This window comes from Nocardioides dilutus (assembly GCF_054779555.1).
In genome coordinates this window covers 242,338-266,171 of record NZ_BAAGYA010000003.1, presented here as the reverse complement: position 1 = coordinate 266,171, position 23,834 = coordinate 242,338, and the positions used below count along the sequence as shown (strand labels likewise).

Genomic DNA, 23,834 nt, shown 5'->3' with positions numbered 1-23,834 from the left:
GGCCGAGGCCGGGTTGGGGAACGGTTCCGTGCTCCCGAGCGGTGAAACCGTATGGGGTGTAACCCGGCTCACACCCGAGTAGAGGATGAACTCTCGGTGACGATCCAGCGCCCGTCAAGTCCCTCACCCTTCAGGATGCGGATGGAACGGTACTGACTGCGGAATCAGTTGTGGCTGGTGCTTCTGAGCTGGTCGCGCTGGCGCCAGACGCCCTGGAAGAACTGCGCGCCGGACACCATGGTGAGCACGACGGCCACCCCGACGAGGACGACCGCGACGTAGTAGAGGAGCTCGCCCGGCGTCTCCATCCAGCCCAGCAGGTCCGGGTCGCGGAACGGCAGGACCAGACCGCTCAGGCCGATGACCTGGAAGGTCGTCTTCCACTTGCCAAGGGTGTCGGCAGCGACCACCATCCGCTTGAGGATCGAGAGCCGCAGGAGCGTCACGCTCCACTCGCGGACCAGGACCGCGATCGTCCCCACCCACCACCAGGGGCTGTCGAAGATGACGGCGAGTCCGACGAACGCCATCCCCGTCATCGCTTTGTCCGCGATCGGGTCGGCGATCTTGCCGAAGTCTGTGATCAGGCCGCGGGACCTGGCGATGTCGCCGTCGATCTTGTCGGTGATCATGGCGATCACGAAGATCGCGAACGCCGTCATCCGCCAGGCGATGGACTCGCCACCGTCCATCAACAGCGCGGCACCGAAGAACGGCACCAGCACGATCCGCAACGTCGTCAGCGCGTTGGGCAGGTTGTAGTTGCTCGGCTTTGCCGGCACCACCGGGCTGTTGTCGGTCACAGCGGTGCCGCCACGAGGTCGATGCCCTCGGTCCCGAACACCCTGGCGCGCACGATGTCGCCCACCTGGGCCCGGCCGGTCAACGAAGTCGCCCCGTCGACCTCGGGTCCCTGATGCTCGGCCCGGCCGATGACCTCCTCGTCGGTGACCTCCTCGACCAGGACCGAAACCTCCTCGCCGACGCGTTCCTCGGCGCGCTGGCCGTTGAGCTCCTCCACCAGCGAGGACACGTGCTCGGCGCGGGCCCGGATCTCGTCCTCGTCCAGCTTGTCGTCGTACGACGCGGCCTCGGTGCCGTCCTCGTCGGAGTAGCCGAACACGCCGGTCACGTCCATGCGCGCGGCGACCAGGAAGTCGCACAGGACCTCGAGGTCCCGCTCGGTCTCCCCCGGGAAGCCGACGATCACGTTGGACCGGACGCCCGCGGTCGGGGCGAGCGACCGCACCTGGCCGAGCAGGTCCAGGAAGCTGTCGGCGTCGCCGAAACGCCGCATCCGGCGCAGGACCGGGTTGCTGGCGTGCTGGAAGGAGAGGTCGAAGTAGGGCACCACCCCCGGGGTGCCCGCGATCGCCTGGATGAGCCCCGGCCTGGTCTCGGCGGGCTGCAGGTAGGACACGCGCACCCGCGCGATGCCGTCGACGGCGGCGAGCTCGGGCAGCAGCGTCTCCAGCAGCCGCAGGTCGCCGAGGTCCTTGCCGTACGACGTCGAGTTCTCGCTGACCAGGAAGAGCTCGCGCACACCCTCGTCGGCCAGCCACCGCGCCTCGTCCAGCACCTCGCTGGGGCGGCGGCTGACGAACGAGCCGCGGAACATCGGGATCGCGCAGAAGGTGCAGCGGCGGTCACATCCGTTGGCCAGCTTGAGTGGCGCCGTCGGGGCGCGGTCGAGCCGCTTGCGGTGGGACGAGGCCGTTGGCACCTCGGCACCAGCGCGTTCCACCGGCGAGATGGGCAGCAGACGCCGACGGTCCTGCGGGGTGTGCGGGTGATGGGTCTCCCCCGCCACGATCGAGCGCAGCCGCGCGGCGATGTCCGGGTAGTCGTCGAAGCCGAGCACGGCGTCGGCCTCCGGCAGCGACTCGGCGAGCTCAGCTCCGTAGCGCTCAGCCAGGCAGCCCACCGCGACCACGGCCCGGGCCTTGCCGCCGTGACCCGCGGTGTCACGCAGGTCCGCGGCCTCGAGGATCGCATCGACGGAGTCCTTTTTGGCCGCCTCCACGAATCCGCAGGTGTTGACCAGCACGGTGTCCGCGGACTCGGGGTCCGCGACAAGCTGGAACCCGTCCGCCTCGAGACGGCCGGCCAGCTCCTCGGAGTCGACCTCGTTGCGGGCACACCCGAGGGTCACCAACGCAACGGACAGCACCGAACGAGACTACCCATCGGCCTACCTGGCAGTGAAAACGTCCTGGGCGGTCTGGCCGGTCTCCCCGAGGGCACCGTGCTCGCGACCGTCGACGGTCACCTCGAGCGACCCGTCGCTGGACTGCACCCGGACCGGTGGACTCACCTTGAGGGCCTGGGTGGCTCCGAACGCGATCGAGTCCTTGAACACGACCTGCCCACCACCGTCGCGGACCACCACATGGGCGCCGCCGCCGGCAGCCGTGAGCAGCACCTCGACCGGCGGTGCGAGCTCACCACCGCTGGTGAGCCCGGCGGAGCCGTTGGCCAGGCTCGGGGTGGCCGGGGTCACCGAGGGTGGCTGGTCCATCACCAGACGCGCGATCGACCAGACCAGGATCACCGCCATCACGGCGGCGACCAGGACCGACCAGTTGGGTCCGCCGCGGATGCCTTTGATCGGACCACCTCGTCCGGTGGCGAGCTCGGTTTCGAAAACCCGACGCGGGTCGACGGGGGCATCGGCGTAGCGCTCGGCATAGGTCTCGAGCAGCGGTGCGGCGTCCAGACCGAGCACCCGGGCGAGGGTGCGCAGGTGGCCACGGGCGTAGAAGTCGCCACCGCACGGCACGAAGTCGTCGATCTCCAGGGCCTCGATGACGTGGGGACGGATCCGGGTGCGCTCGGCGAGCTGGTCGATGCTCAGGCGCAGCCGCTCGCGCGCAGCCCGGAGCTGAGGACCGATCACGGGGTCGACGACGGGCACGTGCGCGAGGTCGTCGATGAGCACGGTCGATGCGCGCCACACACCGGTGTCGCCGGCCTGGACCCTTTCGATCGCCACGGTCGCTTCGGGCTCGTAGGGCACCTCGGCCCGGACCGCGGTGACCGTCTCCCGCAGCGGGCTCGGCGTCGGGCTCGCCACGACGACCGAGGTCTCCGCCGTGTCGTCGTCTCCCTCGAGCACTTCCACCTCGTGTCCGACCTCGTGCCCGACCTCGTGCTCGGCCTCGTGCTCGGCCTCGTCCTCGATCCCGGGAACAACCTCGACGATGGCGCTGCGGTCCCTCGCCAACCCGGCGAGGGCCGCGGTCAGGTCGTCGCCGGCGCCGGTCACCGATGTCACCAGGCCGAGCGGAGTCGCGACGTGGTCGCTCCCGTCCCGCGGGAAGAGGATGAGCCGGCCGTCGCGCAGCAGTCCCCGCCGCGGCAGGTGCTCGACCTCCTCGATGTCGGCCCACGGCATGCCGCGCCAGGTCCAGCCGGACCGCACCCGGACGCCGAGGTCGTCGGCCACGAACAAGGGAGTGCGGGCGTCGCGCCAGGTGTAGAGGTGTGCTGCCGTGAGGAGCGCGAGCAGGACGAACACCAGCCAGTCCACGATGCTGCCACCGCCGGCGGCCCGGACGAAGTAGGCGGAGGCAACGAGACCCGAGAGCCCGGCGGCGACTGCCGCGACCCGGGGATTGCGCCGGACCTCGATCATCACGCTTCTCCCTGCAGGGTCATGATGACGGCGTCGATCTCGTCCGGCTTGACGAGCACGTCGCGGGCCTTGGACCCCTCGCTGGGCCCGACGACGCCGCGGCTCTCGAGGATGTCCATGAGCCGCCCGGCCTTGGCGAAGCCGACCCGCAGCTTGCGTTGCAGCATCGAGGTCGACCCGAACTGGGTCGACACCACGAGCTCGACGGCCTGGATCACCAGGTCCATGTCGTCGCCGATGTCGTCGTCGAGCTCACGCTTGCTCGCCGTCGGCGCGGTGACATCCTCTCGGTAGCTCGGCTCGAGCTGGGCCTTGCAGTGCTTGACCACCGCGTGGATCTCGCTCTCGGTGACCCACGACCCCTGCACGCGCACGGGCTTGGAGGCGCCCATGGGGAGGAACAGCCCGTCACCCTGGCCGACCAGCTTCTCCGCCCCGGGCTGGTCGAGGATGACCCGGCTGTCGGCGAGCGAGGAGGTCGCGAACGCCAGTCGGGACGGCACGTTGGCCTTGATCAAACCGGTCACGACGTCGACGCTCGGCCGCTGGGTCGCCAGCACCAGGTGGATGCCGGCGGCCCGGGCGAGCTGGGTGATCCGGACGATCGCGTCCTCGACGTCGCGCGGCGCGACCATCATCAGGTCGGCCAGCTCGTCGACGATGACGAGGAGATAGGGGTAGGGCGTGAGCTCGCGCTCCGAGCCCGGGGGCACGGTGACCTTGCCGCCCCGGACCGCCTTGTTGAAGTCGTCGATGTGCCGGAACCCGAAGTTGGCGAGGTCGTCGTAGCGCATGTCCATCTCGCGCACGACCCAGGCCAGCGCCTCGGCGGCCTTCTTGGGGTTGGTGATGATCGGCGTGATCAGGTGCGGCACGCCTTCGTAGGCGTTCAGCTCGACCCGCTTCGGGTCGACCATGATCATCCGCACCTCGTCGGGGGTCGAGCGCATCAGGATCGAGGTGATCATCGAGTTGATGAAGCTCGACTTGCCGGAGCCGGTCGCGCCGGCCACCAGCAGGTGCGGCATCTTCGCGAGGTTGGCGACCACGAAGCCGCCCTCGACGTCCTTGCCGAGGCCACAGACCATCGGGTGGTGGTCGGTGCGCGCCGCCCCGGAGCGCAGCACGTCACCCAGCGACACGATCTCCTTGTCGAGGTTGGGTATCTCGATGCCGATGGCGGACTTGCCAGGGATCGGGCTCAGGATGCGCACGTCGGCCGAGGCCACGGCGTAGGAGATGTTCTTGGCGAGCGCGGTGACCTTCTCGACCTTGACCGCGGCACCGAGCTCGACCTCGTAACGGGTGACGGTCGGACCCCGGGTGTAGCCGGTGACCTGGGCGTCGATGTCGAACTCCTCGAGCACCGTGGTCAGCCGGTGCACGACGTCGTCGCTGAGCTTGGACCTCGCCTTGTGCGGCGATCCCGGCTTGAGCATCTCGTTGCCGGGCAGGCTGTAGACGATGTCGCCCGAGAGGGCCAGCTGCTCGACGCGCTGCGGGATCGGCGAGTGCGGGGGCGGCTCGAGGTCCACCCCGCTGTTCGGTCTGAGCGCCTCGTCCTCGACACGCACGTCTGCCACCGGCTCGAGGGCGTCCGTGGCGCCCGTCTCGTCAACCGCTGCGCCCTTGCGCCTGCGCCGCTTGACCTCGCGGTCCTCGAGCACGGGGCTGTCGTACGCCGGGTCGTGGGCGTAGACGTCGAGGCCGGAGTCGTCCAGGGCTCGCCCGCGGCCGCGGGCCCGGATCGGCCGGGTCGGAAGGGCGTCGTCGCCCTCGTCTGCCGGTGTCCGGCCGAGGGCGCGGTCGCGCACCTCGCCGAGCCGGGAGGGGAGCCGGTAGAGAGGAGTGCCGGTGATGACCAGGATCCCGAAGAACGCCAGCAGCATCAGCACGGGCACCACGACCGCCGGCGACCGCAGGAGGTCGAGCAGCAGGGACGAGACGACGTAGCCGATCGCGCCACCGCCCTCGCGCAGCGGGCCGGCGTCACCGGCCACCGGCTGGGGGCTGCCGTTCGCGATGTGCACCACCCCGAGCACGCCCAGCGCCAGCGACAGCCAGCCGACGACCTGTCGGCCGGCGGGGCCGTTGTGCACGGGGTCACGCAGGTTGCGCCAGGACGCGACGACCAGGGCGAGGGGGACGAGCCAACCCACCTTGCCGACAGTGCCCGTCACGGCGACCCGCATCGCTCCCATCACGTCGCCGCCGAGCTGGAACCACACCGCCGCCGCGGTCACCAGAGCCACCGCCAGGATCAGCAGACCCACTCCGTCCCGGCGGTGCTCCGGGTCGAGGTCTCGAGCGCTCCGGCCGATGCTCCGGGCCACGCCTCCGATGGCGTGTGCAGCCGCCAGCCAGATCGCGGCCAGGCCGCGGAAGAGCACGTCGAAGAAGCGGGCGACCGGACCCCGTCCGTTGCGCACCGCGCGCGGGGCGGGACGGCGCTTCGCGGATGAGCCGCGCTTCTTCTGCGGGGACTTCCGCGCCGCCGCGGAGCCGCTCCGTTGCCTCGACCTTGCGCTCGCAGCCCGGGACGTGCTGCGTGCCTTGGTCTGGGTGGTGGCTCGGCTTCGCTGACCCGGCGGGGAAGACGTACGGGTCGCCATGGTCACCAACGTAGGTGACAGTCACTCCTGCCACACGCACCACACGAGTGCGTGTTGCCCACGCCCGTCGCATGGCAGCGACAAAGCTTCCTCCTCCGGGGTGAAAGAACCGGCGATCCTCCGATCGCTCTTTACCCCGGCAGGACGCGGTGACTAGGGTGCGACCACGTGCACCGGTCTGGGCGCGCGTAGTCACACGGGGAACACGTCAACTCGGGATAGGACACCTTCGTGAGAGTGCTCAAGAGCGCAATCTGTCTGGTCATGCTTGGCGCCGGCATCACCGCCGTGCCACCACAGCTGGCCGGAGCCGCGGCGCCGGCCGCCGCGGCCGACAAGAGCTTGATCCAGCAGATCAAGGACGGGGCCGACGGAACCGTCACCACCACGACCGAGACTGCGACCGGCAAGGTCGGCTTCATCACCACACGCGGCGCAGACGCGGATCTGCTGCCGGGCAGGAGTGCCGACTCGGCAGCCAGCGCGGCGGCCAAGGCCGACGCCTTCCTGGACAGGTACGCGCGTGCGTTCGGCGCGCGGCCGGGTGAGCTCGTGCGCCAGCAGGTGAGTGCCGACAAGCTCGGCTGGACCGTCGACTACGTGCAGCGCTACCGCGGGGTCCCGGTGTTCGCGGCGATGCTCCGTGCCCACGTGGACCGCGACGGCAACCTGACCGCCGTCAACGGCTATGCGGCACCCAATCTCGACCTCAGCGTCTCGCCCCGGCTGTCCCCAGCTGCGGTCGGCCGAGCCGCGGTCGCGGCCGTCAAGGCCGACCCGCCCGGGCACGACGGCGACGCCGACGTCAGCGGGATCAAGGCGGTGCAGACCGACCTGGTCGTCTACCGCCACGGTGTGCCGCGCGGAGACCGAGGCAAGGCCGTCCTGGCGTACGTCGTCGAAGTGAGCAACCGAGCCAACGTCCGCGACATGGTCTTCCTCGACGCCAACACGGGCAAGCTCGTCAACCGCTACTCGCTGGTGCACGACGCCCTCGACCGCGAGCTCTACGAGATCAGCCCGGCCACGACGCCCGTCTGGGCGGAGGGCGACGCCTTCCCGGGGACGCTCAACCAGGGGCAGCAGGACCTCGTCGAGGGCACCGGTGAGTCCTACTGGCTCTTCATGAACTCCTTCGGCCGGGACTCCTACGACGGTGCGGGCGCCACGATGAAGACGGTCAACAACGATCCCAACATCGACTGCCCCAACGCCAACTGGAACGGCGTGACCACCAACTACTGCGACGGGGTGACCTCCGACGACGTGGTCGCCCACGAGTGGGGACACGCCTACACCGAGCACACCTGGGACGGCATCTACCAGTGGCAGCCCGGGGCGCTCAACGAGTCCTACTCCGACATCTGGGGTGAGACGGTCGACCTGATCAACGGCCGGCAGGACGCTGACGAGGGCAACATCGACACCCCGCGCACGGTCGGCCAGTGCTCGACGCACTCCCCCGCGACCCCCGTCGTCGTGATCAACTCGCCGGCTGAGATCGCCAAGGACTGCGAGGCCGGAGCCGCGCAGTTCGGTGCCCAGCTGGACGGCACGGGGATCACCGGCAACGTGGTCCTCGGCATCGACACCGGAGGAGCGTCGACGACCGATGCCTGCGAACCCCTGACCAACGGCGCGGAGGTCGACGGCAACATCGCCCTGGTCGACCGCGGCACCTGCGCGTTCACCATCAAGGTCAAGAACGCCCAGGACGCCGGTGCCGTGGCCGTGCTCGTGGCCGACAACGTCGAGGCTCCTCCGAGCCCGATGTCCGGCACCGACGCCACGATCACGATCCCGTCGGTCCGGATCCGCCTCAGCGACGGCAACCTGATCAAGTCCGAGCTCTCCCCCGGGCCGGTCAACGTCACCATGAAGGACGCCGCCGGCACCCGTCAGGACTCCTACCGCTGGCTCATGGGTGAGGACAGCACCGCCTTCGGCGGGGCGATCCGCGACATGTGGCACCCCAACTGTTACGGCGACCCGGGCAAGGTCTCGGACGCGCAGTACTACTGCGCGACCGACGACGGCGGCGGCGTGCACAGCAACTCCGGAGTGCCCAACCACGGCTACTCACTGCTGGTGGACGGCGGGACGTTCAACGGCCAGACGGTCGCCGGGATCGGACTCACCAAGGCGGCGCACATCTACTGGCGGGCACAGTCGGTCTACCAGACCCCGACGACCGACTTCGTCGACCACGCGAACGCGCTCGAGACCTCGTGCACCGACCTCGTCGGTGACGTCGTCAACGGTCTGAGCACAGCCGGGTCCCCGGAGGACACGGATGCGCCGGCACCGCTGCCCGACGAGACCATCGAGGCCGCGGACTGCGCCGAGGTGACGAAGATGATCGCCGCGGTCGAGCTGCGCATGGAGCCGACCCAGTGCAACTTCCAGCCGCTGCTCAAGCCGGGTGGGCCGTCGCTGTGCGGCACCGGGTTCTCCACCAACACCGTCTTCAAGGAGGACTTCGAGGACGGGCTCGCAGGCTGGGGCACCGACGTCCAGTACGCCAACCCCGGCAACAACTCCCTGCCTTGGGTGGCCGACTCCACGGCACCCGGCGGGCACGCCGGCGGCACCGCCAGGGGCGTCGGGACGGGCGAGGGTGACTGCAGCGGCGGGGTGACCGACTACTCGTCTCGTGACTCCATCACCAGTCCGGTGGTGGCCATGCCTGCGACGTTGACGACCCCGATGCTCACGTTCGAGCACTATGTCGCCACCGAGGCCGGCTACGACGGCGGCAACGTCAAGATCAGCATCAACGGTGGTGCGTTCACGCTGATCCCGACCGCGGCCTACGTCTTCAACCAGCCCAACGCCACGATGGCGGCCGCACCGGGCAACACCAGCCCGCTGGCCGGTCAGCCGGGCTTCACCGGCACCGATGGCGGCAGCGTCACCAGCACGTGGGGCACGTCCTTCGTCGACCTCGCCGCGGCCGGCGTCAAGGGCGGCGACCAGGTGCGCTTCCGGTTCGACTACGGACGCGACGGTTGCGGTGGTCTCGACGGCTGGTACGTCGACAACGTGACGGTGAGCAACTGTGTGGCCCCACCCGCCGGGAAGGTCGACTCGACGACCAAGCTGCGGATCCGGCCGAAGCACCTCGAGTTCAAGGAGGACTTCAAGGCCAAGATCCGGGTCAAGGCCGAGGGTGGCGTCGTGCCGACGGGCAAGGTCAAGCTGTTGGCCAACGGAGAGCGCATCGGCAAGGGCACGCTCAACGCCAAGGGCAGGCTCGTTCTGATCATCAAGCGCAACCTCCCGCCCGGCCTGTACAAGATGGTGGCGAAGTACCTCGGCTCGGCCACCGTGAAGAAGAGCAGCGACAAGGTGATGGTGACGATCACGCCGTAGCGCTGAGCGGCACCTGAAGTCAGGAGGCCTCGTCGGACCATCGGTCCGGCGGGGCCTCCTGTCTACCCCCGCGAGTTCCGGCCCCGGCCCACGGGTTGTCTACCCCCGCGAGCGCGGCTCGACAACGCACGAAGGTTCGTGCTGACCGGGACGGCCCCGCGAAGCCACGGACGCTTGAATCTGCGAGCGCAGCGAGCGCGCCCCGCGATCGGTCCCGCGCGCACGATGGACGGCGGAGCTCCGCGGAGCGGAGCGGAGCGTCCGTCGTGGGCCGGGGCCGAAGCTCACGGGGGTAGACAGCCAGTCAGGCCTCGATGACGACGGGGATGATCATCGGGCGGCGCCGGTGGGTGCCGCTCACCCAGCGGCCGATGACCCGACGCACGGTCTGCTGGAGCTGGTAGGCGTCGTTGTTGCCCTCGGCGATCGCCTTGTCGAGCGCGTCGACGATCGGCTGGCGGATCGCGTCGAAGTCGACGTCGACGAAACCCCGGGCGTGGATCTCCGGGCCGGCGGCCACCTTGCCGCTCACCGAGTCGACAACGACGATCACGGAGATGAAGCCCTCCTCGCCCAGGATCCGTCGGTCCTTGAGGTCGGACTCGGTGATGTCACCGACCGAGCTCCCGTCGACGAAGACGTAGCCGCAGGGGACCTTGCCGGCGATCTTGGCCACGCCGTCCACGAGGTCGACGACCACGCCGTCCTCGGCGATCACCACGTTGTCGACGCCGGTCGCCGTGGCGAGCGCACCGTTGGCGAGCAGGTGCCGGATCTCACCGTGCACCGGCAGCACGTTGCGCGGGGCGACGATGTTGTAGCAGTAGAGGAGCTCGCCGGCACTGGCGTGGCCGCTGACGTGCACCAGGGCGTTGCCCTTGTGCACGACCCGGGCGCCCCACCGGGCCAGCCCGTTGATGACCCGATAGACGGCGTTCTCGTTGCCGGGGATCAGGCTCGAGGCGAGCAGGACGGTGTCGCCCTCCTCGATGTGCACGATGTGGTGGTCACGCTGGGCGATCCGGCTGAGCGCGCTCATGGGCTCGCCCTGGGACCCGGTGGAGATCAGCACCTGCCGCTCGGGCGGGAGGCTGGCGAGGTCCTTGGGGTCGATCAGCACGCCCGGTGGCACCGTGAGGTAGCCGAGCTCCTGGGCGATGGCCATGTTGCGGACCATCGACCGGCCGACGTACGCCGCCTTGCGGCCGTGCGCCGCGGTCGCGTCCAGGATCTGCTGGACCCGGTGGATGTGCGAGGCGAAGCAGGCCACCACGATCTTCTGTTTCGAGTCGCGGAAGACCTGGTCGATGACCGGGGTGATCGACTTCTCCAGCGCCGTGAAGCCCGGGGTCTCGGCGTTGGTGGAGTCGGTGAGGAAGAGGTCGACGCCCTCCTCGCCCAGCCGGGCGAACGCCCGCAGGTCGGTGATCCGGCCGTCGAGCGGGAGCTGGTCCATCTTGAAGTCGCCGGTGTGCAGGACGAGCTGGCCGCCCGCGCGGATCGCGACCGCGAGGGCGTCGGGGATCGAGTGGTTGACCGCGACGAACTCCAGGTCGAAGGGCCCGAACGCGAGGCGGTCGCCCTCGCGCACGACGTGGTGCACGGTCTCCTTCAGCCGGTGTTCGCGCAGCTTGCCGTCCAGCAGGGCCAGGGTGAGCTCGGAGCCGACGAGCGGGATGTCCTGGCGCTCGCGGAGCAGGTAGGGCGTCGCGCCGATGTGGTCCTCGTGCCCGTGGGTCAGGACCAGGGCCTCGACGTTGTCGAGCCGGTCCCGGATCGACTCGAAGTCCGGGAGGATCAGGTCGACGCCGGGGTGGTGGTCCTCGGGGAAGAGGACACCGCAGTCGACGATCAGCAGCCGGCCGTCGTGCTCGAACACCGTCATGTTGCGGCCGACGTCGCCCAGCCCGCCCAGCGGAGTCACCCGGAGGCCGCCCTTGGCCAGCGGGGCAGGCTCGGACAGCTCGGGGTGGGAATGGCTCACTTAGGTCCTTGTCGTGGTGCGTCAGAGGAGCCCGGAGGCGGTCAGCCCGATGCGCAGCGCCTCGACCTCGTCGTCGTCGAGCGGGACCAGCGGCCCGCGGACGTTGCGGTTGTCGAGGACGCCGAGCAGCTGAAGACCAGCCTTCGCGGTGGTGGCTCCGTAGTTGGGCACGCCCATCACGGCGTCGATCGCCGGCAGGAGCCGGGTGAAGATCGCGAGCGCCTCGGCGTGGTCGCCACGCTCGAAGGCCTCCAGCATCGCGCGGGTGTCGTCGCCGGCCACGTGGCCCACCACGGAGACGAAGCCGGCGGCGCCGTGGGCGAGCCAGGCCAGGTTGGAGACGTCATCGCCGGAGTAGACGGCATAGCCCATCTCGCGCAGCTTGACGCCGCGGGCGAAGTCGCCGACGGCGTCCTTGACCGCCACCACGGTGTCGATCTCCTTGGCCGCGGCGTAGGTCTCGAGCGAGATCTGCGTGCCGGTGCGCCCCGGGACGTCGTAGAGCATCACCGGCACACCCGTCGCCTCGGCGACGGTGCGGAAGTGGTGGAGGACGCCGGCCTGGCCGGGCTTGTTGTAGTAGGGCGTCACGAGCAGCAGGCCGTCGGCGCCGATCTTCTCGGCCTGCAACGCGAGCTCAAGGGAGTGTGCGGTGCTGTTGGTGCCGACCCCGGCCACGACCGTCGCCCGGTCTCCGACGGCGTCGATAACCGCGGCCAGGATCTCGCCGTCCTCGGGCACGGTCGTGGTGGGACTCTCGCCGGTCGTCCCGCTCACCACCACGCCGTCATGACCGTGGTCGACGAGGTGGCGCGCGATCGCCGCGGTGCCGTCGAGGTCGACCGATCCGTCGTCGCGGAACGCCGTCGCCATCGCCGTGAGGACACGGCCGAACGGGGCGTAGGTCATGAGGTCAGGCTAGCGGGATTCACCTGCGGCATGACGTCCGAGGCCACGAGGCGCAGGTGGTCGAGGTCCTGGAGGTCCAGGGTCTGGAGATAGAGCCGGGTCTGTCCGGACTCCGCGTAGCGGCCGATCCGGTCGACCACCTCGGGCACGGTGCCGCCGAGCTGCTCGGCGCGCAGCTCGTCGGGGTCGTGGCCGATGGCCTCGGCCCGCCTGCGGAACTCCTGCTCGTCCGCGCCCACGCACAGGACCAGTGCGCTCGAGAAACGCATCGAGCCCGGGTCGCGGCCGATCGCCTCGCACGCCTGCCGGACCCGGTCGAGCTGGGGCAGCCCTGCATCGAAGGGGACGAACGGCAGGTTGAACTCGTCGGCGTAGCGCGCGGCGAGCGCGGGCGTGCGCTTCGGACCACGGCCACCGACCAGCACCGGAACCCGTTCCTGCGTCGGTTTCGGCAGCCCGGGCGAGTCGACGACCCGGTAGTGCGCCCCCTCGTGGGTGAAGCCGCCCGTGCTCGCCCAGAGACCGGTGATGACCTCGAGCTGCTCCTCGAGGATGTCGAAGCGCTCCCGAGTGCCAGGGAACGGGATGCCGTACGCCGTGTGCTCGGCCTCGTACCAGCCGGCGCCGATGCCCAGCTCGACCCGGCCACCGCTCATCTGGTCGACCCCGGCCACCGTGATCGCCAGCGGCCCCGGGTGGCGGAACGTCGCGCTGGTCATCAGCGTCCCGAGACGGATCGTGGTGGTCTCACGGGCAATCCCGGCCAGCGTGATCCATGCGTCGCTCGGGCCGGGCGCGCCATCGGTGCCCATGGCCAGGTAGTGGTCGGACCGGAAGAACGCGCCGAAGCCGAGCTGCTCGGCCTCCTGCGCGATCCGGAGGAGGTCGTCGTACGTCGCGCCCTGCTGGGGTTCGGTGAAGACCCTGAGCTCCATCTCGTCAGCCATGGCTCCCAGCCTGCCAGCCAGCCACCCGCGCCTACACCTGCAGCCCGTCGTGGGCAATGCCTCTGATCAGCTGAGCCACCGGTCCGGCGTCACCTGCGGCGCCAGGTGACCACCGTGAACCCGTCGTGCGGCACCCGCCCGGTCTCGACCCACTCTGTGCGGTCGAACTCCGGGTAGAAGGTGTCGCCGGCGGGTTCTTGGTCTATCTCGCTGATCACCTGGGCGTCGGCGTAGGGCAGGGCGGCCTCATAGACGGCCGCTCCCCCAGCGACGAACACATCACCCTCAGTCATGGCCAGCGCCTCCTCGAGCGTGTGGGCGACCAGCACGCCGTCGGCCGACCAGTCCCGGTCGCGGGTCAGCACGATGGTGGTGCGGCCGGGGAGCGGCCGCCCGATCGAGTCGTACGTCGCCCGCCCCATCAGCAACGTGTGCCCGAGCGTGGTGGCCTTGAAGTGCGCGAAGTCCTCCGGCAGGTGCCACGGGATCCCGCCCTCGGCGCCGATCACCCCGTTGCGGGCGACCGCCGCGATGAGCGTCACCGTCATACGGCGATGGGTGCCTTGATCCCCGGGTGCGGGTCGTATCCCTGGACCGCGACGTGCTCGAGGTCGAAGGCGTCGAGCTCGGTGACCGCCGGGTCGAGCCACAGGGTCGGCAGCGGCCGGGGGTCGCGGGTCAGCTGCAGCCGCGCCTGGTCGAGGTGGTTGGCGTAGAGGTGGGCGTCGCCGAGGGTGTGCACGAAGTCTCCGACCTCGAGCCCGGTCACCTGGGCGACCATGTGGGTGAGCAGTGCGTAGGACGCGATGTTGAACGGCACGCCCAGGAAGACGTCCGCCGAGCGCTGGTAGAGCTGGCAGGACAGCCGGCCCGGCCCGTGCTCCTGCGGAGCGACGTAGAACTGGAACATCGTGTGGCACGGAGCCAGCGCCATGTCGGGGATGTCGGCGACGTTCCAGGCCGAGACGATGTGGCGGCGGGAGTCGGGGTTTTCCCGGATCTGCTGGACGACCTGGGCGATCTGGTCGACGTGCCGACCATCGGGAGTGGGCCAGGACCGCCACTGGTAGCCGTAGACGGGACCGAGGTCACCGTCGGCGTCGGCCCACTCGTCCCAGATCGTCACGCCGCGGTCCTGGAGCCACTTGACGTTGGTGTCGCCGCGCAGGAACCAGAGCAGCTCGGCGAACACCGAGCGGGTGTGGACCTTCTTGGTGGTGACCAGCGGGAAGCCCTCGCGCAGGTCGAACCGCATCTGGTGGCCGAAGACCGACAGGGTCCCGGTGCCGGTGCGATCGGACTTCTCGACCCCCTCGTCGAGGATGCGGGTGAGGAGGTCCAGGTACTGCTGCACGGCGACGATCCTAGTCGCGTCGGGACGCCGCGGTCGGCGTCCCACGCTCAGAGCTGCGCCCTCAGCACGTCGATCTCGCAGCCCGGAGCGGCCGGGTCGAAGCCGTGCTCGACCAGCCAACGGATCGCCGTCAGGCTGCGCAGCGACCACCATCCGCGGATCACGTCGAGGTCGACGTCGGAGCCGTAGCCGGCGATGACGTCGCTGAGGCGTTCTCGGTGGCCGAGGGTCAGGCTGGCGAGGTCGTACATCGCGTCGCCCTGACCCGCCTCGGACCAGTCGAGCACGCCGGTGATCTCGTCACCATCGACGAACACGTGGGCGACCTGCAGGTCGCCGTGCATGAAGACCGGTGTCCACGGTCCGAGCGCAGGCTCGGCGAGCTCGCGGTTGCGCATGACCAAGTCGGGAGGAAGAACGTCGTGGGCCACGAGCCAGGCGCACTCGACGTCCAGGCTTGCGGCGCGGTCCGAGCCACGACGAGACGGCCACGGCGGCAGGGGCGCGTCATGCAGCCGCCGTACGGCGGCACCCGCCGCGGCCCACGCTGTCGGCGACGCGGCTGAGGGCTCGCCGAGGCGGCCGAGCGCCGTCCCGGGGAGGGCGGCGAGCGCGAGCACGGGCGGCTTCCGCCACAGGATCTCCGGGGTCCGGATCGGAGCGATGGTCATCGCCTGAACCTCGAGGTCGGTGCGCGACTGATCGGCGTCGATCTTCAAGAAGACGTCGCCGACGCGGAGCGTCGCCCGCTCGTGATGAGCGACCACGACTTCGACCTCCTCCTCCACGACCACCAGTGTCACGAGGGCACTGCCCCGTCTCCACGGGTTTAGGGGGTGGTCTCAGAGGTCGACCTCGCCGCGCACCGTGGTTCGGGTGTCGCCTCCCACCCACACGCTGTCCCCGTCCCGCCTCACGTGCACCCGTCCACGCCGGCCGATGGCCGTGCCCTGGGCGGCGACGTACCGCTGCGGGAGGACCGTGCCGGCGAGCCACTGGCCGAGACTGGCGTTGAGGCTGCCGGTGACGGGGTCCTCCCCGATGCCGTCGCCAGGGACGAATGCGCGGATCTCGACATCGGCATCGCTACCGCCGTCACGCCACGGGCCGGCTACCCCGATCTCGAGGCCACCGAACCGGGTCGTGTCGGGTTCGAGCTCCAGCACGTCGTGCGCGTCGTTGAGCAGGACACCGACCCAGCCGGGACCGTTGTCGACCCACTTGGTGTCGACGATGTCCGTGCGGCTGATGCGCAGGGCGTCACAGACGGTGGCCAGGTCTCTCTCGTCGACCGGGCCGTCCTTGACCAGCGGCGGTGCCTGGAACGCGAGGAGCTCACCGCGCTCGACCTCCACCAGCCCAGCGCCGCACTCCTGGACGAGGCGCTCGCCCCGGGGGACTCCCCCGGCCTCGAGCCACGCGTGGGCGCTGCCGAGCGTCGGGTGACCGGCGAACGGCAGCTCGCGGCTCGGGGTGAAGATCCGCAGCCGGTAGTCGGCCTCGGCGGTCGTGGGTCGCAGCAGGAACGTCGTCTCGGAGAGGTTGGTCCACTGGGCGAACAGCTGCATCCGTTCGTCGTCCAGGTCGTCGGCGCCGTGGACGACGGCGACCGGGTTGCCGGTCAGCGGACCTGAGCCGAACACGTCGACCTGGCTGAACCGGTGCATGCCGCGAACGTAGCCTCAGCCTGGATCGAGAACGTCAGCGACGGCGGCGTCCAGCGCGTCGGCCACACTGCGGGCCTCGGCTTGCCGCCCGTCGGTCGGGCCTTCCGCCGGGGTGCCCACCAGCTGAAGCCGCAGCGTGAGGGTGCCGTCGTGGACCAGGTCTGTGAGCCGCACCGACCCGGCTTCGACCGCCTCGAACCGCCGACCCTCCGACCACCACCCGGTCGGCTCGGTGGCGACCGGGTCGTCGAAACCTGTGAACCCGTCCTCGAGCTCGCTCAGCGTGTGGTCGAACTGCTCCCGCGCCTGCTCGCCGGAGTGGACCACCAGGTCGACCCGGCCACTGGGGCTGGTGAGAACGCAGGTCGCCGAGATGTCGGCGCCGTCCCCCTCCACCGTCTCCTCCACCGACCACTCCACGAGGCCGGCGCGCTCCGTCACGTCGTCGCAGAAGCCGTGTTCCGGCGTCGACCACCTCGAGTCAGGCTGGTTGGCCTTGGACGGTTCGTCGTCGCACGACACTGTCGCTGCGAGCCCGGTGGCCACGATGGCCCAGGCCGCCAGTCGGCCCCTCACGAGGCGCTCTCGTGATGGAAGGAGCCAGGCGACACGTCGCCGTCGGCGAGCCGCGGGCGCCGGGGATAGAGCAGGTGCTCGCCCTCGATCTGGGCCACGAGGCCGCGCAGCTCGCCCACGCTGTCCGCGAGCTGCGTCCAGTGCGTCGCGCAGTGGTCACGGATCTGCGTGGTGCGGTCGAAGAGCTGGCCCATCGCCTCGTCCGCCGAGATCGCCTCGAACGTGACGGTCTGGCCGTCCTCCACCTGCGAGGCGGCGAACTCCAGCAGCGCGCTGGACGCGCTCGCCGCGGCGACTCCGGCGGTGGCGATGCTCAGTGAGCCTCCGCCGGTCGGGATCGCCGCGGCGAGGGCCAGGAAGGTGGCCCCGATCAGCAGCCAGTCGGAGGTCGAGGGGCCGGTGGCCGCGTGCGCGGCCTGACGCTGCCTGAGCTGGTCGTCGAGGACGTCATGTGCGCTCAGGACCATGCCCATCAGGCTGTGCTGTCCGAGATGGACGATCGCCTTGCTTCCGGCCAGACCCACGCAGACCGACTCCGCAACGAACGCCTGGTTGCGGACGCTCACCTCGACCTGGTTGTAGAAGTAGTCCGCGAACTCGTCGGCCGCAACGCCCTCCCAGTCGCTGAGATGGCTGGCCAGGTGTGCGAAGTCGTCGGCGATGAGCGTGGACAGCGGGTTGGTCAACGTGCCTCGCAGCGTCTCCACGGCGTCCTGGAAGGCGCCGGGCACGGGACGCACGAGGTCCTGGACGGCCGAACGGATCGACTCCGCCACCGAAGAGCCCCACTCGCGGCCCCGGTCGGCGAGCTCGTCGACGAGCTGTTGCGCGCCGTCGTGTCGGTCGCCGACGCCGGGGAACGTGCCTGGCGACGAGGACTGCTCCGGAGCGGTGTAGAAGATGCTCGCCCGGAAGGAATGGTGACGGCCGATGTCGACGCCGACCCGTCCGTAGGGGGAAACCGGGCCACCGCTCTGGCGCACGTGGTCCGGGTCTGCGAGCTTGAGGGCCTCGTCGACCGCCCACAGGTCACCGAGCAGCAGGCCGACCTTGTCGAGCGTGGACTCGAAAGCACCCCGTTCGAACGTCGCGCCGGTCATCCGTCCGGCCCCCGCCGGTCGACGAGCGCGTCGCCGACGTCACCGATCCCGTCCAGCACGTCGTCCACGACCTCGTCGACCTGGTCGCCGAGCCACGAGACCGGCCACCACGGTTCCGGCTCGGGCGCCTCGAGCGATGGTCCGTCGTACGGCGTGTCGTAGGGGTCCTCGCTGCCGGGCGGCGGTGGCACGTGGGGCGTCGGCTGGTCGAAGAGCTGGGGGTTGTTGTCGACCAGCCGCACGAACTCCTCGCGGGCCGCCTGGTCGGTGGTGGCGTAGTCGGTCGAGATCGCCACCATGGCGGCGCCGACGTCCCGCATCGCGACCGCCGTCTGCCGCAGTGCGAAGTGCAGGTCGGTGCGCAGCGCCTCGGTCACCGTGCGGGCGTATTCGTTGCCGACGCTGGAGTTGAGGTAGTCGATGCGCTGGGCGAAGTCGTGCGCGGTGCTCGTCCACTCGCTGAACTGGATCGCCCTTTCCGGGAAGTACACGCGCCCGGCTCGGTAGAGCGCGAACAGATCGGCGCCGAACCCTTTGCCGGAACCGAGGTCGCGGGAGTCGCTCGGGTCGATCCCAGGCCTGTAGCCCGGTCGGTTCGGGTCTTCAACCGGCTCACCTACCGCCATGCTCGCCTCCTTCGGTGCGCGCAGCGTTCCCTGCCGACGAACGATCAAACTCGGCTGGCCCTCCGCTAGCGGGCCAGGATCGGCGCCTCGGAGTCCACCGCGAAGGACGCCAGCGTCTCGCAGCTGCCGTCGTCGAGCTGGCAGGTGACCAGCTCGCCCTTCTGCGGGTTGCTGTCACTGCCCTCCTGCGTGGCGAACCCCTCGGGGTCGACCGTCAGGTAGGTGATCGCCCCCTCCGGTGCCAGGACGACATCGGACACGGTGAGGTCCTCGGGGGGCTGCACGTCGACGCGTGCCCCGCTGCGCGTGTCGTAGACAAGCACCGAGCCGTCCTCGGGGCTGCGCGTCAACGCGTAGTCACCGTCCGCCGACAGCTCCCCACCGCGGCCTGGCACGTCGTGCACCACGGAGAAGAACGGCTGGTCCAGCCGGATCCGCTGGTTGTCGATCTGGTACATCCGGTTGGCCGACGAGACGTCGACCAGAGCCGGCAGCTCTAGCTCCTCGACGAAGCCCGGGTCGCGCGTCGGGCGCCAGGCCCGGGCTCCCGCCGAGGTCACGAAGTAGACGGCCTGCTGGTCGATGGCGACCGGATGCGTGTCCGGCTCCTCCTGTGGACCGGCCGTGCTGGGCGGCAGGTCCAGCTCGCTGATGATGTCGGCCTGAGCGATGTCGTAGACGAGGAGCCGCGGGTTGGCCCCCGCGGGGTCCACCCAGGCGACCCAACCCAGCGAGTCGGAGGCGGCAAGCGGGGCACGCGGGTCCTTGGTGCCCAGCAAAGTGCGCACGCCGTCGTCGGCCAGGTGGACGACGCGGCCGGCGGAGTCGCCGTAGACCGCTCCGGCTCCCATGACGGCGAGGTCCCGGAGGGGCGGGAGCACGTAGGTCGCGTTGGAGAGGTGGAGGACGTCGTCGGCGTACCAGGCCACCTCGGCGGAGTTGGCAGAGCGTTGCGGGGCCACGGTGGACAGGCCCACGGGCTGGCGATCACCGTCCTCGGTTCCCGGCCGGGCCAGCCAGGCCCAGCCACCGAGGGCGAGCGCGAGGGCCACGAGCCCCGCGACTGCCCTGCCCTGCCGGTGCCGCCACCAGGGAGCCGTGTCGACCGCCGGGTCGTCGGGTGTCGGGGCCAGCACCACCACGTTCTCGCCCAGTGCCCGCAGCTCCGTGGCGTCGGGCCCCGGCGGCAGGTCGTCGCCGGCCGCCTGCCCCGCGACCGAAACCGCCTGGTGCCGGTCGAGCCCGGCGAACCGCCGGAGCACCAGCCCGGTGCGCACCTCGGACGTCAGCCGGTCCAGTGCCGTCAGGTCCGGCGTCGGCCAGTCCCGCTCCGAGGCGGGGCGCAACCCTTCCCACCACGCCCCCCGCCGCCGTTCGTCCCAGGCGGCGATGACCGCGCGGTGGACGACGACGTCGGGGTCGTCGCTCTCGACGGTCGCGGCCCAGGCCTTGCGGCACCTGCTCAGACCGTCGGTCACCACGTCGGGGGCGAGCCCGGCGGGGCAGCCGAGCAGGACCATCGTGCGGACGAGCCCCGGCCACCGCGCTCCCACGAAGCGGTGGAAGTCACCCTCGTCGGCCGACCGGGCGTCCGGCATCGCGTGCTGACTAGGCGTGGAGCGACATGGGGCCGTAGACGGCCCGCTCCTGCTCGAACAGGGTCACGGCGTCCACACCCTCGGCGGCCAGGCCGGACCAGATCTCGCCGACCCAGGACTCGGCGTCGGCCTGGGTGGCGAAGCGCCTGCCGGCGTAGGCGCTCGGGACCTCCACCTCGGCACCGGAGGCGTCCTCGAGCCGCCACCACCAGGGACGTTCGGCAGGCCCGGGCTGACGGAAGGTGCTCGGCTGGTCGGGGAGGTTCATGGCTGGTGCGAGCCGGTCACGACTCGCGGGTGGACGGGTCCACGAACGGCGGTTTGGTGACCTGGAAGATCTCGCGGCGGCCACGCACGTCGACACCGACCTCGGCGTCGGGGGCGACCTGCGAGGAGATGAGCGCGAGACCGACGCCCTTCTTCAGCGTCGGCGAGAAGGTGCCCGAGGTGACCTCGCCGACCATGAGGTCGTGGGTGAGGCTCACGCTCATGTGCGGACGGGGGATCGCGCGGCCGGTCGCGACGATCCCACGCAGGATGCGGTCGGGACCGGCCTCCTTCTCGCGCAGCAGCGCGTCGCGCCCCCAGAACTCCGCCTTGCCCCAGCCCACGGCCCACCCGAGCCGGGCCTGGTTGGGCGTGACGTCCAGCGAGATGTCCTGGCCGTGCAGCGGGTAGCCCATCTCGGTCCGCAGGGTGTCGCGCGCGCCGAGGCCGCAGGGCAGCATGCCGAGGTCGGCACCGGCCGCCATCAGCGCGTCCCACAGGGTCGTCGCCACGTCGTTGGCCGCGATCAGCTCGTAGCCGCGCTCTCCGGTGTAGCCGGTGCGGCACACGACCACGCCGACTCCGTCGTCGACGCCGGGCACCTCGGCCTCGACGAAGGACATGTAGTCGTGCCCGGTCGGCAGCCCAACGGCCTCCAGCACCTCGTCGGACCTGGTCCCCTGGACGGCGAGCACGGCGTAGTCGTCGTGGTGGTCGGCCACCGTGACGCCCTCCGGTGCCGACTCCGCCAGGCGCCTGACCACCTCGGCGGTGTTGGCGGCGTTGGGGACCAGGAGCACCCGTTCGTCGGTGTGGAGGTAGGCGATCAGGTCGTCGACGATCCCCCCGGTCTCCGGGTCGCAGCAGAGGGTGTACTGCGCCTGGCCGTGCCCGATCTTGCGCAGGTCGTTGGTCAGCGTGGCGTTGACGTAGTCGGCAGCACCCGGACCCGCCACCACCGCCTTGCCGAGGTGGCTGACGTCGAAGATGCCCACCGCCTCCCGGACCGCGGTGTGCTCCTTGACGACTCCGGAGGGGTATTCGAGCGGCATCGACCAACCGCCGAACTCCGCGAACTTCGCACCCAGCGCCTCGTGGCGCTCGTGCAACGGCGACTGCTTGCCCGCGCTCATGATTCGGACCCTAGTGTGGCCGGGTGCCCTCGTACACGCTGCGAAACGCCAACCCGGCCAAGATCCGTTGCGACGCCGTCGTCGTCGGGCTGGTGTCGACGGCCAAGGGCGCCGTCGTCGCCGAGGGCGGCGAGGAGGTGGCCAAGGCCTTCGGCCGCAAGCTGCGTCCCCTGCTGGTGACCTTCGGTGCGACGGGCAAGGCCGGCGAGGTGGTCCGGGTGCCCGGCGGTGCCGCGACGAAGGCCGGGCTGGTCGTGTTCGTGGGACTCGGCAAGCCCGCCCGGGGTGGGGCCGTCCCGTCCCAAGCGGTACGCCGGGCCGCCGGCGCGGCCGCCCGGGCGGTCACCAACGCCGCCTCGGTGGCGCTCGCGCTTCCCGCTGAGTCCCCGGAGCAGCTCCGCGCCGTCGTCGAGGGCTACGCCCTGGGCGGCTACACCTACACGACGTACAAGAAGCCGGCGCCGGACGACGACGCGCAGGGGCACCCGGGTGAGGTCGTGGTGGTGACCTCGGGCGCGCGCCGCGCCGAGATGCAGACGGTGGCCGACGAGGCCCAGGTCGTCGCCGAGGCCGTCTCCCGGGCCCGCGACTGGGTCAACACCCCACCCGGTGACTTCACACCCCCGGCGTTCGCCGACGCGGTGGTCGAGGCGGCCAAGGAGACGTCCAAGGGCCGCGGCGCCCGCAAGGTCAGCGCGCGGGTGATCGACGAGAAGGAGCTGCTCGCGATGGGCTGTGGCGGCATCCTGGGCGTCGGCAACGGCTCGGACGCCCCGCCGCGCCTGGTCGAGCTGACCTATGCGCCTGCCAAGCCCGTGGCCCACCTCGCGCTGGTCGGCAAGGGCGTCACCTTCGACTCCGGCGGCCTGACCATCAAGCCGGCGGCCTCGATGAACGAGATGAAGTCCGACATGGCCGGCGCCGCCGCGGTCGTCCAGGCGACCTGCGCGATCGCCCGGCTCAAGCTCCCACTCAAGGTCAGCACGTTCGTGCCGATGGCGGAGAACATGGTGTCGGGCTCCTCGGTCCGCCCCGGTGACGTGCTGACGATGTATCGCGGCACGACCGTCGAGGTGCTCAACACCGACGCCGAGGGGCGCCTGATCCTGGGTGACGCGCTGGTGCGGGCCACCGAGGTCGAGCCGGACGTGATCCTGGACGTGGCGACCCTGACCGGCCACATGGTCGTCGCGCTCGGCGACAAGGTCGCCGGCGTGATGGGCTCCGACGAGGTCGTCGAGGCGGTGCTCGCCGCGTCCGAGACGGCGGGCGAGGCGCACTGGCACATGCCGATCCCCGAGGTCATGGACGAGCGGATCCGCTCCAGCAAGATCGCCGACCTCTCCCAGCACGACTGGATCCGCTGGGGCGGTGGTCTCTTCGCCGCGGCGTTCCTGCGCGAGTTCACCGGCGGCCTGCCCTGGGCACACCTGGACATCGCCGGCCCGGCCTGGAACTCCGGCGGGCCGTCGGGTCACGTCACGTTCGGCGGCACCGGCTGGGCGGTCGCGACGCTCGTCGACTACGCGAGGTCGTTGGCCACCGACGCTGGTTGAGGTGCGAGCGCAGCGAGCCTCGAAACCACGCAAGCCGTTGCTGGGACGCGACCTGGTGCCATCCCTGCGGAGGTCTCGAGGCTCGTCGCTGGCGCTCTTCGCACCTCGACCAGCGATCAGAGACCCTGCTGCTTCTTCCTGCGGTTGAAGTCCCGCATCCGCTGCGGGATACCCACGACCGCGGCGTCGTAGGACGGGATCTGGTGCTTGTTGCAGAACGTGTGGGCCCAGTCCACGGACGGCACCCGCCGCCGGGTCCACTCGCCGTCGTGGGCGACGAGCAAGAGGGTCACGTCGCTGACCGCGGTGCGCGGCTCGACGAATCCCTCCACACCCTTCCGCTCGACGACCCACGAGTGCAGGTGGTCCTTGTCGACGCCGTCCGAGGCCCGCACCCGGGTGGAGCCGGTCCGGAGGGTGTCGCCCTTCGGGCGGCTCAGCTTGGTCCCGGGGCTGCGCCGGAAGCGGTCCATCCACGACATGGCGACAAGTGTGCCTT

The 23,834-nt window shown here is 70.6% G+C and carries 20 protein-coding genes; 2 read left to right on the top strand and 18 right to left on the bottom strand.

Annotated features, from left to right (window positions below; translation table 11 throughout):
* Nucleotides 1–164: 164 nt before the first annotated feature.
* Genes pgsA through ACYVC6_RS16990 form a run of 4 tightly spaced genes read right to left on the bottom strand, consistent with a single transcriptional unit; the run spans nt 165 to nt 6,246 of the window.
* Nucleotides 165–803 carry a CDP-diacylglycerol--glycerol-3-phosphate 3-phosphatidyltransferase gene (pgsA, locus tag ACYVC6_RS17005; protein ID WP_460715622.1) on the bottom strand — a complete coding sequence of 213 codons (639 nt, stop codon included), beginning with the start codon at nt 801–803 and terminating at the stop codon, nt 165–167.
* Nucleotides 800–2,167 (bottom strand): 30S ribosomal protein S12 methylthiotransferase RimO, encoded by a 1,368-nt coding sequence (gene rimO / locus ACYVC6_RS17000; protein WP_460716502.1) that lies wholly within the window; start codon nt 2,165–2,167, stop codon nt 800–802. The genes pgsA and rimO overlap by 4 nt, the downstream gene beginning before the upstream one ends.
* A gap of 24 nt (nt 2,168–2,191) precedes the next feature.
* Nucleotides 2,192–3,634: a helix-turn-helix domain-containing protein gene (locus ACYVC6_RS16995; RefSeq protein ID WP_460715621.1), complete on the bottom strand. Its 1,443-nt coding sequence runs from the start codon at nt 3,632–3,634 to the stop codon at nt 2,192–2,194.
* Nucleotides 3,634–6,246: an FtsK/SpoIIIE family DNA translocase gene (locus tag ACYVC6_RS16990; protein ID WP_460715620.1), complete on the bottom strand. Its 2,613-nt coding sequence runs from the start codon at nt 6,244–6,246 to the stop codon at nt 3,634–3,636. The genes ACYVC6_RS16995 and ACYVC6_RS16990 overlap by 1 nt, the downstream gene beginning before the upstream one ends.
* Before the next feature lie 231 nt (nt 6,247–6,477).
* Between ACYVC6_RS16990 and ACYVC6_RS16985 the strand changes: the two genes are divergently transcribed.
* On the top strand, nt 6,478–9,618 hold the full coding sequence (locus tag ACYVC6_RS16985) for a M4 family metallopeptidase (RefSeq protein ID WP_460715619.1): 3,141 nt from the start codon (nt 6,478–6,480) through the stop codon (nt 9,616–9,618).
* 304 nt (nt 9,619–9,922) lie between these two features.
* Here the strand turns inward: ACYVC6_RS16985 and ACYVC6_RS16980 are convergent, their stop codons facing one another.
* The 13 genes from ACYVC6_RS16980 to gcvT form a co-directional block, all read right to left on the bottom strand.
* On the bottom strand, nt 9,923–11,602 hold the full coding sequence (locus tag ACYVC6_RS16980; protein WP_460715618.1) for a ribonuclease J: 1,680 nt from the start codon (nt 11,600–11,602) through the stop codon (nt 9,923–9,925).
* Nucleotides 11,603–11,623: 21 nt separating this feature from the next.
* Nucleotides 11,624–12,511 (bottom strand): 4-hydroxy-tetrahydrodipicolinate synthase, encoded by an 888-nt coding sequence (dapA, locus tag ACYVC6_RS16975; protein WP_460715617.1) that lies wholly within the window; start codon nt 12,509–12,511, stop codon nt 11,624–11,626.
* Nucleotides 12,508–13,458 carry an LLM class F420-dependent oxidoreductase gene (locus tag ACYVC6_RS16970; protein ID WP_460715615.1) on the bottom strand — a complete coding sequence of 317 codons (951 nt, stop codon included), beginning with the start codon at nt 13,456–13,458 and terminating at the stop codon, nt 12,508–12,510. Before ACYVC6_RS16970 ends, dapA begins: the two co-directional genes overlap by 4 nt.
* Before the next feature lie 89 nt (nt 13,459–13,547).
* Nucleotides 13,548–14,006, bottom strand: coding sequence for a dihydrofolate reductase (locus tag ACYVC6_RS16965; protein ID WP_460715614.1), 459 nt, complete (start codon nt 14,004–14,006; stop codon nt 13,548–13,550).
* The gene (locus ACYVC6_RS16960) at nt 14,003–14,812 is read right to left on the bottom strand and encodes a thymidylate synthase (protein WP_460715613.1); all 810 of its coding nucleotides are present in this window, start codon (nt 14,810–14,812) and stop codon (nt 14,003–14,005) included. Before ACYVC6_RS16960 ends, ACYVC6_RS16965 begins: the two co-directional genes overlap by 4 nt.
* A 47-nt stretch (nt 14,813–14,859) precedes the next feature.
* On the bottom strand, nt 14,860–15,600 hold the full coding sequence (locus ACYVC6_RS16955; RefSeq protein ID WP_460715612.1) for an aminoglycoside phosphotransferase family protein: 741 nt from the start codon (nt 15,598–15,600) through the stop codon (nt 14,860–14,862).
* Nucleotides 15,601–15,654: 54 nt separating this feature from the next.
* Complete coding sequence (locus ACYVC6_RS16950; protein WP_460715611.1) at nt 15,655–16,479, bottom strand: PhzF family phenazine biosynthesis protein; 825 nt, start codon at nt 16,477–16,479, stop codon at nt 15,655–15,657.
* 15 nt (nt 16,480–16,494) lie between these two features.
* Nucleotides 16,495–17,055 (bottom strand): hypothetical protein, encoded by a 561-nt coding sequence (locus ACYVC6_RS16945; protein ID WP_460715610.1) that lies wholly within the window; start codon nt 17,053–17,055, stop codon nt 16,495–16,497.
* Nucleotides 17,052–18,155, bottom strand: a complete 1,104-nt coding sequence (locus ACYVC6_RS16940; protein ID WP_460715609.1) for a hypothetical protein — start codon at nt 18,153–18,155, stop codon at nt 17,052–17,054. Before ACYVC6_RS16940 ends, ACYVC6_RS16945 begins: the two co-directional genes overlap by 4 nt.
* On the bottom strand, nt 18,152–18,781 hold the full coding sequence (locus tag ACYVC6_RS16935) for a hypothetical protein (protein ID WP_460715608.1): 630 nt from the start codon (nt 18,779–18,781) through the stop codon (nt 18,152–18,154). The genes ACYVC6_RS16940 and ACYVC6_RS16935 overlap by 4 nt, the downstream gene beginning before the upstream one ends.
* 65 nt (nt 18,782–18,846) lie before the next feature.
* A complete protein-coding gene (locus ACYVC6_RS16930) occupies nt 18,847–20,379 on the bottom strand; it encodes a hypothetical protein (RefSeq protein WP_460715607.1) in 1,533 nt (510 codons plus the stop codon).
* Between the two features lie 10 nt (nt 20,380–20,389).
* On the bottom strand, nt 20,390–20,647 hold the full coding sequence (locus ACYVC6_RS16925; RefSeq protein WP_460715606.1) for a hypothetical protein: 258 nt from the start codon (nt 20,645–20,647) through the stop codon (nt 20,390–20,392).
* A 16-nt stretch (nt 20,648–20,663) separates the two neighbouring features.
* Complete coding sequence (gene gcvT, locus ACYVC6_RS16920; protein WP_460715605.1) at nt 20,664–21,779, bottom strand: glycine cleavage system aminomethyltransferase GcvT; 1,116 nt, start codon at nt 21,777–21,779, stop codon at nt 20,664–20,666.
* Between the two features lie 23 nt (nt 21,780–21,802).
* Between gcvT and ACYVC6_RS16915 the strand changes: the two genes are divergently transcribed.
* The gene (locus ACYVC6_RS16915; RefSeq protein WP_460715604.1) at nt 21,803–23,335 is read left to right on the top strand and encodes a leucyl aminopeptidase; all 1,533 of its coding nucleotides are present in this window, start codon (nt 21,803–21,805) and stop codon (nt 23,333–23,335) included.
* A gap of 116 nt (nt 23,336–23,451) precedes the next feature.
* On the opposite strand, the gene ACYVC6_RS16910 is transcribed toward ACYVC6_RS16915, so the two are convergent.
* Nucleotides 23,452–23,817 (bottom strand): hypothetical protein, encoded by a 366-nt coding sequence (locus ACYVC6_RS16910; RefSeq protein ID WP_460715603.1) that lies wholly within the window; start codon nt 23,815–23,817, stop codon nt 23,452–23,454.
* Nucleotides 23,818–23,834: the final 17 nt, after the last annotated feature.

What these genes read in the sequence shown, in the direction of transcription:
- dapA (WP_460715617.1), bottom strand. Translation starts at nt 12,511, where the DNA reads ATGACCTACGCCCCGTTCGGCCGTGTCCTCACGGCGATGGCGACGGCG.
- ACYVC6_RS16995 (WP_460715621.1), bottom strand. Translation starts at nt 3,634, where the DNA reads ATGATCGAGGTCCGGCGCAATCCCCGGGTCGCGGCAGTCGCCGCCGGG.
- ACYVC6_RS16935 (WP_460715608.1), bottom strand. Translation starts at nt 18,781, where the DNA reads ATGGCGGTAGGTGAGCCGGTTGAAGACCCGAACCGACCGGGCTACAGG.
- ACYVC6_RS16970 (WP_460715615.1), bottom strand. Translation starts at nt 13,458, where the DNA reads ATGGCTGACGAGATGGAGCTCAGGGTCTTCACCGAACCCCAGCAGGGC.
- ACYVC6_RS16940 (WP_460715609.1), bottom strand. Translation starts at nt 18,155, where the DNA reads ATGACCGGCGCGACGTTCGAACGGGGTGCTTTCGAGTCCACGCTCGAC.
- ACYVC6_RS16925 (WP_460715606.1), bottom strand. Translation starts at nt 20,647, where the DNA reads ATGAACCTCCCCGACCAGCCGAGCACCTTCCGTCAGCCCGGGCCTGCC.
- ACYVC6_RS16930 (WP_460715607.1), bottom strand. Translation starts at nt 20,379, where the DNA reads ATGCCGGACGCCCGGTCGGCCGACGAGGGTGACTTCCACCGCTTCGTG.
- ACYVC6_RS16950 (WP_460715611.1), bottom strand. Translation starts at nt 16,479, where the DNA reads ATGCACCGGTTCAGCCAGGTCGACGTGTTCGGCTCAGGTCCGCTGACC.
- ACYVC6_RS16990 (WP_460715620.1), bottom strand. Translation starts at nt 6,246, where the DNA reads ATGGCGACCCGTACGTCTTCCCCGCCGGGTCAGCGAAGCCGAGCCACC.
- ACYVC6_RS16910 (WP_460715603.1), bottom strand. Translation starts at nt 23,817, where the DNA reads ATGTCGTGGATGGACCGCTTCCGGCGCAGCCCCGGGACCAAGCTGAGC.
- gcvT (WP_460715605.1), bottom strand. Translation starts at nt 21,779, where the DNA reads ATGAGCGCGGGCAAGCAGTCGCCGTTGCACGAGCGCCACGAGGCGCTG.
- ACYVC6_RS16965 (WP_460715614.1), bottom strand. Translation starts at nt 14,006, where the DNA reads ATGACGGTGACGCTCATCGCGGCGGTCGCCCGCAACGGGGTGATCGGC.